The sequence below is a fragment of the Hydrotalea flava genome, assembly GCF_001623405.1.
In the GTDB taxonomy this organism is placed as follows: domain Bacteria; phylum Bacteroidota; class Bacteroidia; order Chitinophagales; family Chitinophagaceae; genus Hydrotalea; species Hydrotalea flava.
This window is the reverse complement of sequence record NZ_LUHG01000039.1, coordinates 157056-172721: the sequence shown is the minus strand read 5'-3', so window position 1 is coordinate 172721 and position 15666 is coordinate 157056. Positions and strand designations below refer to the sequence as shown.

13 protein-coding genes and 1 tRNA gene are annotated in these 15666 nt (G+C 36.3%); 9 read left to right on the top strand and 5 right to left on the bottom strand.

Translation table 11 applies throughout. The features are described 5' to 3' along the window. Positions 1 to 8 precede the first annotated feature (8 nt). The 3 genes from A0F92_RS02645 to argS form a co-directional block, all read right to left on the bottom strand. On the bottom strand, positions 9 to 1265 hold the full coding sequence (locus tag A0F92_RS02645; protein WP_068241367.1) for a DUF2130 domain-containing protein: 1257 nt from the start codon (positions 1263 to 1265) through the stop codon (positions 9 to 11). A gap of 141 nt (positions 1266 to 1406) precedes the next feature. Further along, a tRNA-Leu gene (locus A0F92_RS02640) sits at positions 1407 to 1490 on the bottom strand. Between the two features lie 81 nt (positions 1491 to 1571). Further along, entirely contained in the window at positions 1572 to 3359 is a 1788-nt protein-coding gene (argS, locus tag A0F92_RS02635; RefSeq protein ID WP_068241365.1) for an arginine--tRNA ligase, read from the bottom strand. Positions 3360 to 3426: 67 nt separating this feature from the next. Here argS and A0F92_RS02630 point away from each other — a divergent pair, with 67 nt between their 5' ends. From A0F92_RS02630 to A0F92_RS02590, 9 genes are all read left to right on the top strand, one after another. After that, positions 3427 to 3921 carry a GtrA family protein gene (locus A0F92_RS02630; protein ID WP_253810087.1) on the top strand — a complete coding sequence of 165 codons (495 nt, stop codon included), beginning with the start codon at positions 3427 to 3429 and terminating at the stop codon, positions 3919 to 3921. Positions 3922 to 4049: 128 nt separating this feature from the next. Beyond that, a complete protein-coding gene (dnaK, locus tag A0F92_RS02625; RefSeq protein ID WP_068241361.1) occupies positions 4050 to 5957 on the top strand; it encodes a molecular chaperone DnaK in 1908 nt (635 codons plus the stop codon). 81 nt (positions 5958 to 6038) lie between these two features. Beyond that, the gene (gene namA, locus A0F92_RS02620) at positions 6039 to 7100 is read left to right on the top strand and encodes an NADPH dehydrogenase NamA (protein WP_068241360.1); all 1062 of its coding nucleotides are present in this window, start codon (positions 6039 to 6041) and stop codon (positions 7098 to 7100) included. 227 nt (positions 7101 to 7327) lie between these two features. After that, the gene (locus tag A0F92_RS02615; protein WP_068241358.1) at positions 7328 to 7537 is read left to right on the top strand and encodes a hypothetical protein; all 210 of its coding nucleotides are present in this window, start codon (positions 7328 to 7330) and stop codon (positions 7535 to 7537) included. 235 nt (positions 7538 to 7772) lie between these two features. Continuing rightward, entirely contained in the window at positions 7773 to 8177 is a 405-nt protein-coding gene (locus A0F92_RS02610; RefSeq protein ID WP_068241597.1) for a c-type cytochrome, read from the top strand. 168 nt (positions 8178 to 8345) lie between these two features. Further along, entirely contained in the window at positions 8346 to 11378 is a 3033-nt protein-coding gene (locus tag A0F92_RS02605) for a 4-alpha-glucanotransferase (RefSeq protein ID WP_253810085.1), read from the top strand. Next, positions 11338 to 12501 (top strand): dipeptide epimerase, encoded by a 1164-nt coding sequence (locus tag A0F92_RS02600; protein WP_253810083.1) that lies wholly within the window; start codon positions 11338 to 11340, stop codon positions 12499 to 12501. Before A0F92_RS02605 ends, A0F92_RS02600 begins: the two co-directional genes overlap by 41 nt. 43 nt (positions 12502 to 12544) lie before the next feature. After that, positions 12545 to 13144 carry a TrmH family RNA methyltransferase gene (locus A0F92_RS02595; protein WP_068241356.1) on the top strand — a complete coding sequence of 200 codons (600 nt, stop codon included), beginning with the start codon at positions 12545 to 12547 and terminating at the stop codon, positions 13142 to 13144. A gap of 18 nt (positions 13145 to 13162) precedes the next feature. Next, complete coding sequence (locus A0F92_RS02590; RefSeq protein WP_068241354.1) at positions 13163 to 13651, top strand: TlpA disulfide reductase family protein; 489 nt, start codon at positions 13163 to 13165, stop codon at positions 13649 to 13651. Here the strand turns inward: A0F92_RS02590 and A0F92_RS02585 are convergent. Then, a complete protein-coding gene (locus tag A0F92_RS02585) occupies positions 13648 to 14625 on the bottom strand; it encodes a YihY/virulence factor BrkB family protein (protein WP_068241352.1) in 978 nt (325 codons plus the stop codon). The genes A0F92_RS02590 and A0F92_RS02585 overlap by 4 nt on opposite strands. Continuing rightward, the gene (mltG, locus tag A0F92_RS02580) at positions 14622 to 15662 is read right to left on the bottom strand and encodes an endolytic transglycosylase MltG (protein WP_068241350.1); all 1041 of its coding nucleotides are present in this window, start codon (positions 15660 to 15662) and stop codon (positions 14622 to 14624) included. Before mltG ends, A0F92_RS02585 begins: the two co-directional genes overlap by 4 nt. Between the last annotated feature and the right edge of the window lie 4 nt (positions 15663 to 15666).

Here is a 15666-nt window from a genome sequence, read left to right as displayed (position 1 = left end):
ATCCAATTTTAATCGGGTAATAAGAGGTTGGATTCATCGTCAATTAAATTCAGGTTTACTGCTCCGCTGCCTGCAATACCTTCTACCGAACCTTTAATATGTGCAGCATTGAGCAATACTTTTTCCAATTGTTTTTCTCTGGCTTTCCAAAGTTTTTCCATGGCAATTCTTTCCTGTTGAATGGAAAGTTTCATTTGCATGAATCCTTCACTAATGGCTTTCCATTGTTCGCCAAATTCGGCCCCGGTAAGGTAATCATACAACATTGTCATTTTTTCACCTTTGTTTTCCTGGCTTTTTTTGGCTTCGGCAATTTTTATCAGTGCATTTCTCAAAAGTAAAGCTACAGTTCTCACTTCTGAAAAAGTACAAATATAAATGCCCTCTTTTTCACCAAACCGGTCCATTTCTTTTGGCATTGCCTGTGTTACAATTACTGCAACATCGGCACCTAAATTGCGCATGTCTATTTTAATTTTTTCAATCCATTCTTTATTAAAATCTTTTGTTCGTTTGCTTTCATAAATTATTTTTCCGCAAGTATTCGCCATTTGGTTGCGTACGGTTTGAATACAATCTGCCCCTTTTACCCCTTTGCCCACTTCGCTAATCACATCAAAAGGAAAGGTGTTTCTTAATACATCTTCTAACAACAATTCCTGCACTTCGCCTTGTAATTGCATGGAGCCCTGTTCGGCTCTGCGTTTCATTTCATCTACCAACTTTTTTTGATCTTCAATTTGTTTTTCTAATTCTTTCATCCGCAGTTGGTATTGTTCTTCTTTTAAATTCATTTTTCCCTGTTCTACCTGCAGCAATTCATGTTTTATTTTTTCTCTTTCATCTAACAATTTTCGCTGTATGGTTAATTCTAATTCCGTTTCTTTTTGCTGTAAGGCTTGTTCTTTTTGTAAAAATTGAATTTCTTTTTCGTTGGCAATTCTTAATTTTTCGCGGGTTTCCATTTCGCTTTTTTGCAACAATTGCAGTTTGTTTTCAAAGTCTGCTGCAATGCGTTGTTGAATGCTGTTTTCTAATTCTGTTTGTAATTTTTGTTTTTCTTCAATTAAAATTTTATTAAATTCAATTTCTCTGTTTTCTAATTGTTTTTGAAGAGTAGCCTCCTTGTTTTTGTATTCCTGATCTTTTGTTTTTTGCCATTCCACCATTTGTTTACGCAATTCGTTTTGAATTTCTTCTCTGATTGATTCGCCGGGCTCGAACTGATGATTGCATTTGGGACAAGTAATGATAAAAGATGACATATATGCTTGTTTTTTATTCCTGGACAAATGTAAACATAATTCAAGAGGAGCCGGGAAGTGGTGGGTTGCTTTCTATTAAAATAAAGACACAAAAAAACCACTGTTGGTTAAAACAATGGTTGGTATGTTTTGAAGAAAATGTGCGGAAGAGGAGATTCGAACTCCCACGCCGATGAAGGCGCTACCACCTCAAAGTAGTGCGTCTACCAATTTCGCCACCTCCGCAGCTATTGTATTCAGGAGCGCAAAAATAAGTATTTGAATGTTTGTCTGCAATTTAGTTTTTGGCTATTATTATTTTGATTGCTACATTCTTTCCGGTACCTGAATACCCAGCAATTGTAAGGATGTTTTGATAACATGTGCTGTTAAGGTAGCCAATTGAATTCTATACTGTTTTTGCATGGGGTTGGTTTCCTGTGCAATGGGATGATCTACATAAAATGAATTGAATGTTTTGGATAAATTGAACACATAAATGGCTACAACAGATGGGTTGAGTGTATTGGCGGCATCGGCAATAAACCCGGGAAACTGTTCTAATAATTTAGCTAATTCAATTTCAAGTGCACTTAATTGCAAGCTGGTAGCACTTGTATTTTGTAGCGCTTCCTGTTGGTCAATTTTTCTTAAAATGCTTTTAATTCTGGCATAGGTATACTGTATGAACGGGCCGGTAAAACCATGAAAATCAATGCTTTCTTCCGGATTAAAAATCATTTTCTTTTTCGGGTCAACCCGTAACAGAAAAAATTTTAAAGCGCCCAGCCCAATGGTATGGTATAATTGCTTTAATTCTTCTGGTGTAAAATCGTTTACTTTTCCAAGTTCTTCTGTTTTTTGTCGGGCTATGTTAATCATTTCTGCCACAATATCATCTGCATCTACCACAGTACCTTCTCTGCTTTTCATTTTGCCATGTGGTAACTCAACCATACCATAACTTAAATGGTAAATTTGTTGCGCTGAGGGCAATCCTAATTTTTCACAAATGAGTTTCAGTACTTTAAAATGGTAGTTTTGTTCATCGCCAACTACATAAATGGTTTTTGAAGGGTGAAATTCGGCTTCACGTTGTTCGGCCAGCCCAATATCCTGCGTTATATAAACCGAAGTGCCATCTTTACGTTGCACAATTTTTTCATCCAGTCCATCGGCGGTTAAATCAATCCAAACGCTGCCATCTTCTTTGGTATAAAATATTTTTTTTGCCAAGCCTTCTTCTACCAGTTTTTTACCCAGAATATAGGTTTCGCTTTCATAGTAAATTTTTTGAAAATCGCTGCCAATTTTTTGATAGGTTTCATCAAATCCCCGGTAAACCCATTCATTCATTTTTTTCCATAAGGCAATTACTTCCTTATTGCCGGCTTCCCATTCTACCAGCATTTGCTGTGCTTCCAGCAAAATAGGTGCGTTTTTTTCGGCCGATTCACGGCTATGCCCGGCGGCTATTAAACTTTCAACTTCGGCTTTATATAAATCGTTAAATAAAACATAGTATTTACCCACAAAATGATCGCCTTTGGTATGGGTAGTTTCTGGAGTAGCGCCATTGGCTAATTTTAACCAGGCAACCATACTTTTACAAATATGAATACCCCTATCGTTTACAATGCAGGTTTTAATTACATCATATCCATTGGCTTCTAAAATGGCTGCAATGCCCCATCCTAAAAAATTATTGCGTAAATGGCCCAGGTGTAAAGGTTTATTGGTATTGGGAGAGGAGTATTCCACCAAAATTTTTTCTTGTTTGGGTGTTGCAAAACCAAATTGTACATTTTGCCAGTTATTGGCTAAAAATTGCTGCCAATATGCCGGTTGAATGGTTAAATTCAAAAATCCTTTTATTACATTAAAGCTGGCAAAAAGGTCGGCATGGTTTTGTAGGAAATAATTGGCTATTTGTTCCCCAATTTGATCGGGCGAAAGTTTTAATGGTTTGATATAGGCAAATAATACAATGGTGTAATCGCCGGTAAATTCGGGTTTGGTTTCATTGACCAATACCTGATCGGGGTTAGTAGTGTATTGAAATATTTGTTGCAGTGCTGCTGAAGTATGTGCTTTGATGGTGTTTACAATATGCATTATTAACATTTTCAGTCTGCAAATCTAAAGGATTTATATACTACCTTCGCCGCCGTTTATGAGGCGTATGCACAATTATATAAGAGGTTCGGTGTTACAGTTGATTGATTGGTTTTATCCCTGGTTTAAAAAAATTATGCCATTGCAAACTTTTCGATATGCTGCCTGTGGCGGGTTTAATACATTAACCGATATTACTTTGTTTTTTATTGCCTACAACTATATTTTTTTAAAAAAGCCTGTTCAAACGCCAATTATTTTAATTTCAGCTCCCATTGCATCATTTCTTCTCAGTTTTACGGTTACTTTTCCGGTTGGGTTTTATTTAAGTCGTTATGTAGTTTTTCAACAAACCGAAGCAAAAAAAACGGTTCAATTGCGTAAATATTTTATGGTGGTGATGGGCTGCCTGTTGCTGAATTATGTTTTTCTGAAGTTGTTTATAGAGGTGTTACACTGGTATCCAACGCCTGCTAAGATTGCTACTACCGTTTTTGTGGTGGCGTTTAGTTATCTTTCTCAAAAACATTATACATTCAAAGCAGTATCTTCAGTAGATTGACTGCCTCCATTTACCCCGGTTATTTTTTTGCTGACAATTTTGCACTTTTTCTGTCAGTGGCATAATCGTTGCCAATGTTTTACGAATTCAAAAATTGAATTAGTATTTAGCAATAAAATTTATTTATTATGGGAAAAATTATAGGAATAGACTTAGGTACCACCAACAGTTGTGTTGCCGTTATGGAAGGTAATGAGCCTGTAGTGATAGCGAACGATGAAGGACGTAGAACTACACCCTCTGTTGTGGCTTTTTTAAAGAATGGAGAGCGTAAAGTTGGTGATCCTGCAAAACGCCAGGCCATTACTAACCCTCACAATACCATTGCCAGTGTAAAACGTTTCATGGGTAGAAGGTTTGATGAAGTAACAGAAGAAATCAGTCACTGGAGTTACAAAGTTGTAAAAGGCGATAATAATACCGTTCGAATTGATATTGACGGACGATTATATACACCTCAGGAAATATCTGCCATGATTCTTCAAAAAATGAAGAAAACTGCAGAAGATTATTTAGGGCAGGAAGTTACCGAAGCGGTAATTACCGTACCTGCTTATTTTAACGATGCACAACGCCAGGCTACCAAAGAAGCCGGTGAAATTGCCGGACTAAATGTACGCCGTATTGTAAATGAACCTACTGCTGCCGCTTTGGCATACGGTTTAGATAAAAAACACGACATGAAAATTGCTGTGTTTGACTTAGGTGGCGGTACTTTCGATATCTCTATCTTAGATTTAGGCGATGGCGTTTTTGAAGTAAAATCAACCAATGGAGATACCCACTTAGGTGGTGATGATTTTGATAAAGTAATCATGGATTGGTTGGCAGATGAGTTTAAAAAAGATGAGGCTATTGATTTAAGAAAAGATCCCATGGCTTTACAGCGTTTAAAAGAAGCAGCCGAAAAGGCAAAAATTGAATTAAGTTCTTCTTCAGAAACTGAAATTAACTTGCCTTACATTACTGCAGTAGATGGCGTTCCCAAACATTTGGTTAAGAAATTAACACGTGCAAAATTTGAAGCATTATCAGATAGTTTGTTTGAACGTTGCTTAAAACCCTGTGAAGCTGCATTGAAAGATGCCGGATATACTGCATCGCAAATTAATGAAGTAATATTGGTAGGTGGTTCAACCCGTATACCTAAAGTTCAGGAAATAGTTGAAAAGTTTTTTGGACGTAAACCCAATAAGGGTGTTAACCCGGATGAAGTGGTAGCTGTAGGCGCTGCAATTCAAGGTGCCGTTTTAACCGGTGAAGTAAAAGATGTATTGTTATTAGACGTAACGCCATTAACCTTAGGCATAGAAACCATGGGGGGCGTATTAACACCCATGATTCCTGCTAATACTACCATTCCTACCAAAAAATCTGAAGTGTTCTCTACTGCCAGTGATAATCAACCCGGTGTACAAATTCATGTATTACAAGGTGAGCGTCCGCTGGCAAAAGACAATAAGAGTTTAGGTATGTTTAATTTAGACGGCATACCACCGGCTCCAAGAGGTGTTCCGCAAATTGAAGTAACTTTTGATATTGATGCCAATGGTATGTTGCATGTTAGTGCAAAAGACAAAGGCACCGGAAAAGAACAAAAAATCAGAATTGAGGCCGGCAGTGGTTTAAGCAAGGAAGAAGTAGAAAAAATGAAAGCTGAGGCCAAAGCGCATGAAGCAGAAGATAAAGCAGCTAAAGAAAAAATTGAAAAATTAAATCAGGCTGACAGCTTAATCTTCCAAACTGAAAAACAATTAAAAGAGTTTGGTGATAAAGTGCCCGCTGATAAAAAAGCACCAATTGAAGAAGCATTGAATAAGCTGAAAGAAGCACATAAAAATCAAGACATCAACAATCTTGATACAGCTATGGCTGCTTTAAATACTGCATGGACTGCCGCCAGCGAAGAAATTTATAAAGCTCAGGCTGCAGGTGCACAACCGGGCGGTGCTGAAGCAAATGCTACTGAAAATGCTTCAGGCCAACAGGCTGGAGGCGATACAGTAGAAGATGCTCAGTTTGAAGAAGTAAAATAGTTTGAATTATTATTTCAAAAAAATAGCTAAAGCCCCTGCAACAACGTAGGGGCTTTTGTGTTATACCCATAAAATATTTATATGTCGACTTTATTTCAACCTATTCGCATTCAATCTATCAATTTTAAGAATAGAATTGTGGTATCGCCCATGTGTCAATATTCTGCTGAAGATGGATTTGCAAACGATTGGCACTTAGTACATTTAGGCAGCAGAGCAGTAGGTGGTGCAGGATTGGTGTTTACAGAAGCAACTGCAGTGAGCCCGGAAGGAAGAATAAGTCCGGGTGATTTAGGCATTTGGAAAGATGAACATATTGCCATGCTGCAACGCATTACCACATTTATTACCCAACAGGGTGCTGTGCCCGGTATTCAATTGGCGCATGCCGGCCGTAAAGCCAGTTGCGTTGCCCCATGGTTGGGAGGCAGGCAACTAAGTGAAACAGAGGGCGGATGGCCAGTATTAGCACCCAGTGCTATTCCATTTAAAGAAGAACAGGTTCCTGTTATTGCTTTGTCCGTTCCACAAATTCAGGAAGTTGTATCCCAATTTCAATCAGCAGCGCGGCGTGCTTTAAAAGCAGGGTTTAAAGTAATTGAAATACATGCAGCACATGGCTATTTAATTCATCAGTTTTTATCACCCTACAGTAATCAACGTACCGATGCTTATGGAGGAAGTTTTGAAAACAGAATTCAATTACTCTTAGCAATTGTTGATGCAGTACGGCAGGAATGGCCTAATGATTTGCCACTTTTTGTTCGCATTTCAGCTACCGATTGGATTGAAAATGGCTGGCAATTAAATGATTCCATTGTATTGGCTTCTATACTGAAAGAAAGGGGTGCGGATGTTATAGATTGTTCTTCCGGTGGAAATGTGGCACATGCAAAAATTCCGGTAGCGCCTGGATATCAGGTGCCTTTTGCTGCAGCTATTAAAGCCGGCTCCCACATATTAACCGGAGCGGTTGGTTTAATAACCAATGCGGAACAGGCTGAAAATATTTTACAGGAACAAAAAGCAGATTTTGTTTTTATGGCCCGTGAAATATTGCGGAATCCATACTTTCCACTCTTCGCAGCAAAAATTTTTAAAGAATCTATTCAATGGCCTAAACAATATGAAAGAGCTAAATAAACTCGAAGAATCACCTAAAAGTGTTATTAACAAAGCTTTTATCAATTAAAATTATTGTTGTTATAAAAAATAGTCGTACCTTTGCACCCGCAATTGAGTATAATAGCATAACATCTACTTACGGATTAAGCAACTTGCCATTCTATTTTCTTCTAACGATTATTGGTTTTCATCCGCAAGCATACACATGCTGATGACCTTTATTTTAAAAAATTAATAATAATGTTATGGAAAACAAACAAAACAGTTCATTAGTGCAATTAGAAAAAGAACATCTGAACCAATTGGTATCAGAAGTAAAAGAAACAGTAGCTACCAATTTAAGCAATCATGTACCTGCTAAATCAGCACATATTAGTGCTGCTACAGTTTGGCATATTCAAAATCAGAAAAAACGTGCTTTAAGACAAAAGCTTACCAATCGTTGGGGCCTATAAATCATAGCTACATATTTAAGTTTTTTTATTACAGTGTTAAGAGAAAGTTTCAAAAGTAAAATGAAGCGTTTGAGAATGGCTTAAATGAAAACTTTCTCCAACCCCCCTTACCGAATAAAAAGAGGCAGCCTCGAACTTTTGAGGCAGCCTCTTTTATTTTAATGAACATTTTATGTAAAATAATTTCAAATTCAAATCGCATTCCTTATTTTTAGCATCATTCAAAAAAATGATTATGCATTTTCACAAAAGAAAATTTTTTGTTTTTTCAGCCATTCTATCTGTATTGGCTATTGGCATTATTTCTTTTACCATTCCTACACAACCCAAGCCACGTAATTTAAAAGTGTTGCCACAAAATATTAGTCATGATAGTTTGGAACATGTGATGGATGGATTTAAAGCGGCGTTGGGAGTTAAATGTTCTTTTTGCCATGCGCCTTCTAAAACTCAGCCAGGAAGAATGGATCCGGCCAGTGATGAAAACCCTAAAAAAGATATTGCTCGTGATATGATGCGCATGACGATGGAAATTAATGAAAAATATGTGAGCCAAATTCCCCATGCTGATAGTGTTCAACTTCAGGTGGTAACCTGCAGTACTTGCCACAGGGGAAAATCTAAACCAGAGCTGCAATAATATTCCGCTTCTTTCTTAAAAAACAGATTACTTTACTTACAGCAATCTGTTTTTTATTGGGGTTATTGCAAAATCCTGTGTTTTGTTGCATTTTGTTTTTGGAAAATCAATTAATGTGTTTAATTTACACATTAATTGATTAACTTAGTACAACTAAAACCAGGAAAATTGGCTAAAAAACTAACGATTACGCAATCTGGTGAAATTGAAAATACCGGATTATCCAAAACAAAAAGTGGTGTAAAAAAAATAGAAGAACCCTCAACTTTATCTTCCGCTTCTGCAACTCCTGATGCAACAAAAGCAGGGCAGAAAAAAAAAGTTTTGAAAAAAAAATCAGCCAAAAAGGAAGCGGCACCGAAAGGAGAGAAGATAGCAGCCAAAGAGGCTACTTCAACTAAAAAGCCCAAAACCTCATCAAAAAAAGATGCAACAACGGCAACACAAAAAAGTAAAGCAACTGTTGCTACTACATCAAAATCAATTACTGAATTGCAGGTAACTTTTCTTTTAAAATTTAGTACCCATTTCGGGCAAAATATTTTTATAACCGGCAATCATCCCAAGCTGGGGAATCAAGATATTGATCAGGCAATTCCCATGCAGTACCTGAATCAGGAGTATTGGCAAATTACAATTACTTTTCAACTAAATGAAATACCGAAAGAAGGAATTACCTATCATTATATACTAAAAAATGAAAATGGAACGATTGATTATGATTGGGGTAATGATAAAAAATTATTTCCTGCTTATGTTAAAAAATCAACTCTGTTAATTGAAGATGCTTGGAATTTTGCAGGTTATTATGAAAACGCATTTTATACAGAACCGTTTCAGCAAATTTTATTGCCCAAACCCAAGCAGGTTGCAGATACCACTAAAATTAATGCCGGTACAACTCATTTGTTAAAAGTAAAAGCACCCTTACTGTCTGCTGATGAAGTGCTTTGTTTATGCGGTGAAAGTACCATTTTAAACAATTGGAGTACAGAAAAACCATTGCTGTTAAAGCGGGATAAAGATGAATCTTTTTATTCTATACAGCTCAACTTATCAACAGCCAAACATACACTGCAATTTAAATTTGGTGTTTATAATATAAATACAAAACAATTTGTTCGGTTTGAAAATGGCAAAAACAGAACCATAAATGCAACAAATGCAACAGATACTTTAACCATAATGAATGCCGGATTTGCTGTATTACCCAATAATACGTGGAGAGGAGCAGGGGTAGCAATTCCTGTTTTTAGTTTAAGAAGCGAGCAGAGTTTTGGCGTAGGAGAGTTTACTGATTTAAAACTGTTGGTAGACTGGGCCAAAAAAACAGGATTAAAACTAGTGCAAATATTACCGGTGAATGATACTACAGCAACGCATACCTGGGCAGATTCTTATCCTTATGCTGCCATTTCTGCTTTTGCATTGCATCCGTTATACCTAAACTTAAAAAAAGCTACTTCAACTGAAAATTTGCACTTGTTGGATAGCATAGAAGCGCAACGCCTTCAATTAAATGCATTAGATACAGTTGATTATGAAGCTGCAATGCATCTAAAACAACAATATTTACAGCAATTATATTCTTTACAACAGAAAGTCTTGTTTCAATCAGATGAATTTAAAACATTCTTTCACAATAATAGTCATTGGTTAATTCCATATGCTGTATTTTGTTATTTGAGAGATTTGTATGGCACGGCCAATTTCAGTGAATGGCCAAAGAATGGTATTTATAATGAATCGGCCATTGAAGCCATGGCTTCACCTGATTCTGAACAATACCATGCTATTGCTTATCATTATTTTGTTCAGTTTTACCTGCACAGTCAGTTGCAGGAGGCAACTGGCTATGCCCACCAAAATGGAATTATTTTGAAAGGTGATATTGCAATTGGTGTGTGTAGAAATGGCGCAGATGCCTGGCAGGCACCGCATTTATTTCATTTGAATATGCAGGCTGGTGCACCACCCGACGATTTTGCCATAAAAGGCCAAAATTGGGGTTTCCCGACTTATAACTGGCAACAAATGATGCAGGATGGTTTTGCCTGGTGGAAGAAACGATTTGAACAAATGCGTTATTATTTTGATGCATTCAGGATTGATCATATTTTAGGTTTTTTTAGAATATGGAGTATACCTTTAGATGCAGTAGAGGGTATTATGGGGCGCTTTGTACCTGCTTTACCCATACACATCAATGAATTGTTTAGCAGAAATATTTGGTTCGATTACTATCGGTTTACAAAGCCCTATATTAATGAAGAAGTATTAGCCGAAGTTTTTGGCAAAGATGCCGATTTTGTACGCAATACTTTTTTGCAATACAATGGTTTTGGAAATTATACACTAAAAGAAGAATGCAATACCCAACGTAAAGTTGAACAATATTTGGCCCATTGGAATGACGATGCATTTACACAAAAGATAAAACAAGGGCTGTTCGATTTAATCAGTAATGTTATCTTTTTTGAAGAAGAAGGCAGTAACGCACAGCAATTCCATTTTAGATTTGCTATGGATGCTACCATTTCATTTCGCCATTTAGATGCGCATTCTCAACAACAATTAAGAGAATTGTATGTAGATTATTACTTCCGCAGGCAGGATGATTTTTGGATGAAAGAAGCTTTGCAGAAATTACCTGCGTTAAAACGCGTTACCAATATGCTGATTTGTGGTGAAGATTTAGGGTTGGTGCCAGCCTGTGTTCCGGAAGTAATGCGTCAGTTAGGTTTATTAAGCCTCGAAATTCAACGAATGCCTAAAAACCCACAGCAAACATTTTTTCATCCCAATGATGCGCCTTATTTAAGTGTGGTTACCCCCTCTACTCATGATATGAGCACCATTAGGGGCTGGTGGGAAGAAGATAAGCATAAAATTCAACAATTTTACAACAATGAATTAGGGCAATGGGGTAATGCACCTTATTATTGTGAAGCCTGGATTAACAAAGCCATTGTATTGCAACATTTGTATTCGCCGGCTATGTGGAGCATATTTCAGTTGCAGGATTTGTTAGGAATGGATGAATCCATCAGAAGAAACAATCCGAATGATGAACGTATTAATATTCCATCCAATCCAAAACATTATTGGCGTTATAGAATGCATCTTACATTAGAGCAGCTCATGGATGCCAATTTGTTTAATGAAGCGCTGCAAAAAATGGTGCAGGAAAGCGGCAGATAGTCTGTCAATTTCTTTTTTAATATTGTATAAATCGGTATTGTTGCCGGTTTATTTTTTTAGAAGCCATTCGTTTGGCGTTTCTTTGCGGTTATTTTATGCATTGCAAATGAAATTATATTATAAAAAAATAGAACTTCCTTTTGAGTATCCATTTACAATTTCAGGAGGGCGAACAAAAACCCATCAGCCATCATTATTAATAGCGCTGCAATTAGGTTCACTAATAGGTTATGGCGAAGCACCTGCCATTCAATATTATGATGTTACGGTGGATTCAATGATAGAAGCATTGGAGCATAAAAGAGCTTTTGTTGAAAAATTTGCTTTAACCGAACCTGAGCGTTATTGGCATTATTTGCATCATTTATTTCCTGCCAATCCCTTTCTGGTAGCCGCATTGGATATGGCTGCCTGGGATTTGTTCGGTAAAATGGAACAACAGCTTGTTTACCGGTTATGGAATGTAGAATGGGGCAATACGCCACTTACAGATTATACCATTGGTATAGACACACCTGAAAATATGGTTCAAAAAATGCTGGCCAAGCCCTGGCCCATTTATAAAATTAAACTGGGTGTTGAAAATGATATTGAAATGGTAGCCCAATTAAGAAAACATACCAACGCAATATTTAGAATTGATGCCAATGCAGGATGGACTTTAGAAGAAGCACTTATCAAAATTCCTCAATTACAACAATTAGGTGTGCAATTCATTGAACAACCATTAGCAAAAGAAGATTGGGAAGGAATGAAGGTTTTGTATCAAACATCATCTTTGCCTTTAATTGCAGATGAAAGTTGCGTGCTTGAAACCGATGTTGAAAAATGTTTACATCATTTTCATGGCATCAACATTAAATTAACCAAATGCAGTGGATTAACACCAGCCAAACGTATGATTGCTCAGGCAAGAGAACTCGGTTTACAGGTAATGATGGGAAGCATGAATGAATCTACCTTAGGCTCTGCTGCTATTGCACAATTTTTACCATTATTAGATTATGTGGATATGGACGGCCCATTGCTTTTAAAAGAAGATATTGCAACCGGACTAAATTTTGAATTTGGGAAGGTGGATATATTGGGAAAATCTGGACTGGGTATTCAATTGAAACAATAATTTTTTCAATTTTTTTAGATAGGTAAATGAAATTATAAATGCTATGACACCCGAACGTAAAACAAAATTGTTGAATGTTTTATATAAACGACAGCCCAATTTAACAGTAGTGATGGAGAATGTGCAGGATCCACACAATATATCCGCAGTGATGCGTAGTTGTGATGCAGTAGGTATTCAGGATATTTATATCATCACCACTAAAATAGCACGCCACAAAAAGTTTGGTGCCAAAAGCAGTAGTAGTGCTGCCAAATGGCTTACCGTTCATGCTTATGATAATGTAGAAGCGTGCTACAACGCACTTCGTACACAATATCAAAAAATTTATACCACTCATTTGTCTGCCGATGCCGAACCATTGTATGCACTTGATTTTGCACAAAACAGCATTGCTTTGGTTTTTGGTAATGAACATGAAGGAGTTAGTGAAGATGCACGCCGGTTAGCCGATGGCAATTTTATTATACCACAGGTAGGTATTATTCAAAGCCTGAATATTTCTGTTGCATGCGCAGTGAGTATTTATGAAGCATTTCGTCAGAAACAACAGGCAGGGCATTATAACAGCCCGGGTTTACCTGCTCAAAGTATTAACCGGTTGTTATCAGAGTGGGGCGTACCCAATGCTGAAAATGATTAGTGTTATCAATCAATTGATATGAAAAAAATATTTTTTGTTTTTTACTTGTTTTTAGTGATTCGGCAGCTGCATGCCCAAAATATTGAAAAAGTAAAAATAAATGATGTGGTGCATTATATTGATACCACCACACAACCGGTTATCATTAACTTTTGGGCTACCTGGTGTACACCTTGTGTACATGAGTTAAATTACTTTGAAAATGAAATAAAAGCGGTTGCAGGAAACCGAGTAAAAATTATTTTAATTAGTGTAGATTATGCCGATGATTATCCCAAAACCATTACCAAATTTGTAAAACAACATGGTTACAGTGCTACCATTTGGTGGCTGAATGAAACCAATGCAGCAGATTTTTGCCCTAAAATAGACCGAACATGGAATGGAAATATACCTGCTACTTTAATGATGAATCCGATTACAAAATACCGGCAATTTTATAACCGTCAATTAACCGCACCGCAAATTCCTTTAGCGGTTCAGGAAATGTTGAATGGCGTGCATTAATGTTGTGATTGTTTTGCGTTTTTTGTTTGCGCCAGCATTTCTGCTTTACCCTGTTCAGCTTGTTGTTGCAAAATAGTAATACTTACATTCAATTCAAATCCTATTAAAAGTATCAAAGAGTTCAGGTATATCAGTAACATAATAATTAATACCGTTCCAATTGAGCCATACACTTTATTATAACTGCTAAAATGATTTACCCAAAATGAAAACCCAATAGTGGTTAGTAACATTAATAAAGTTGCAAGAATAGAACCTGGTGATATGAGGGGCCATTTTTTCTGAATGGCCGGTGCAAAACGATAAATAAAGGCAATACCAAAAAATATAAATAAAACAATAATACCCCAACGAACAGTATTCCACCAGGGGAAAAAAGTTTTTTTTCTGAAATGAAAAAATTCACGCAATAAACCGGCTAGTTCGCCTTGTCCTATTAACACCAGCAACGAGGCCAGTACCAATAAAATTAATAAGGTAGTTAATCGGATAGCGCGCCATCTTCGATGCAAAAAATAAGCTTTTTTCTCAGATATTGATTTATCGAAAGTTCTTACAATACCCATTGTTGCATTAGATGCATAAAACAAAACCAAAATAAAACCAAAAGAAAAAACACCCACATGTTTTTTCAATAAATCATTAATTATGGTGGTAATTAATTTATATGTGTTTGAGTTGGGGGTTAAATCTTTAAATAAATTCAGCATTTGCCCTTTAAAATCAAATGAGTCAGGTAAATAAGGTATGATAGAAAAAATAAATAAAAAAGCGGCAGGTAAAGCCATGATTAAATTAAATGAAATTGCTGAAGCCCTGTCTATAATGCCAATTTTATTAATTTGTTGAAAAAAAAACCGAATTACATAAAACAGGGGTATTCCTTTAAAACCCGGAATAACAATTTGCTTGCTTTTGCGAATTGCAAATGCAATGGGAGGGAAGGAAACTAATGTCTTTTCAAATTTTGTCACTCGCCCTTCATTTTTTGTTTTTTAGCCATAGCAGCATTTAATGCCTGCTGGTATTGTTTTGCATACGCATTGTGTTCTGCAAAATTACTGCTAAAATGGCTGTAACCACTAAAGTCGCTTTTTGCTACAAAATATAAATAATTGGTTTTAGGAGCGCTTAAAACAATATCGATGCATTTAGTTGAAGGAGTGCAAATAGGGCCCGGTGGTAAACCTTTGTGGCGATAGGTATTATAAGGAGAAGGAGTTAATAAGTATTTTTCATAAATACGTATCAACGCAAAATCTTTCATGGCATATTTAATGGTAGGACAAGCCTGTAATGCCATATTTTGGTGTAATCTGTTTAGGTATACACTGGCAATTTTTCCTCTTTCATCATCAATATTCGATTCCTCTTCAACAATAGAGGCTAATATATACACTTCAGTTGGGGTAAGACCTATCTCTTTAGTTTTTTGTAGCCTGTTGTTTTTGGTCCAGAATAAGCTGTCAGCAATATATAATTTATTAAAAATTTTTCTAATGGATGTATTCCAATAAAAAGTATAGGTATCGGGCAAAATGATGGTGAAAATAGTAGCAGTATCTACATGATATTCTTTTAACGAATCATTGCTATTTAAAAATTGCATAACCTGTACCGAATCGGTTGAAAAGTTTTTTGCCATTAATTTGGCCAGATCTTCCTTTACTCTCAATTTGGTAATCACTAAATTAATGGAAGCCTGGCGATTGTTTTTCAACATTCGGATAATGCTTAACAGCGATGCATCTTTATTAACCTCATATTTACCCGGTTTAATGTGTTTGGCTATATGCAATTCTTTTAATACAAATTGAAAGGGCCAGCCATATTTTATAATTTGCTGTTGCTTTAATGATTGGGTAATTTGTTGACTGCTTAAACTGTCATCAGAAAGTGTGAAATAAGCTTTTTTATCATTGAAAGCAGTAGCAGGGCTTTCTAAAAACCATAAAAAACCAATGGTTATGATTACAATTAGTACAACGACTGTGCCTATAATTTTGCGCATGGTA

What these genes read in the sequence shown, in the direction of transcription:
- A0F92_RS02610 (WP_068241597.1), top strand. Translation starts at nt 7,773, where the DNA reads ATGCATTTTCACAAAAGAAAATTTTTTGTTTTTTCAGCCATTCTATCT.
- A0F92_RS02600 (WP_253810083.1), top strand. Translation starts at nt 11,338, where the DNA reads ATGAAGCGCTGCAAAAAATGGTGCAGGAAAGCGGCAGATAGTCTGTCA.
- A0F92_RS02630 (WP_253810087.1), top strand. Translation starts at nt 3,427, where the DNA reads ATGCACAATTATATAAGAGGTTCGGTGTTACAGTTGATTGATTGGTTT.
- dnaK (WP_068241361.1), top strand. Translation starts at nt 4,050, where the DNA reads ATGGGAAAAATTATAGGAATAGACTTAGGTACCACCAACAGTTGTGTT.
- mltG (WP_068241350.1), bottom strand. Translation starts at nt 15,662, where the DNA reads ATGCGCAAAATTATAGGCACAGTCGTTGTACTAATTGTAATCATAACC.
- A0F92_RS02590 (WP_068241354.1), top strand. Translation starts at nt 13,163, where the DNA reads ATGAAAAAAATATTTTTTGTTTTTTACTTGTTTTTAGTGATTCGGCAG.
- namA (WP_068241360.1), top strand. Translation starts at nt 6,039, where the DNA reads ATGTCGACTTTATTTCAACCTATTCGCATTCAATCTATCAATTTTAAG.
- argS (WP_068241365.1), bottom strand. Translation starts at nt 3,359, where the DNA reads ATGCATATTGTAAACACCATCAAAGCACATACTTCAGCAGCACTGCAA.
- A0F92_RS02645 (WP_068241367.1), bottom strand. Translation starts at nt 1,265, where the DNA reads ATGTCATCTTTTATCATTACTTGTCCCAAATGCAATCATCAGTTCGAG.
- A0F92_RS02615 (WP_068241358.1), top strand. Translation starts at nt 7,328, where the DNA reads ATGGAAAACAAACAAAACAGTTCATTAGTGCAATTAGAAAAAGAACAT.
- A0F92_RS02595 (WP_068241356.1), top strand. Translation starts at nt 12,545, where the DNA reads ATGACACCCGAACGTAAAACAAAATTGTTGAATGTTTTATATAAACGA.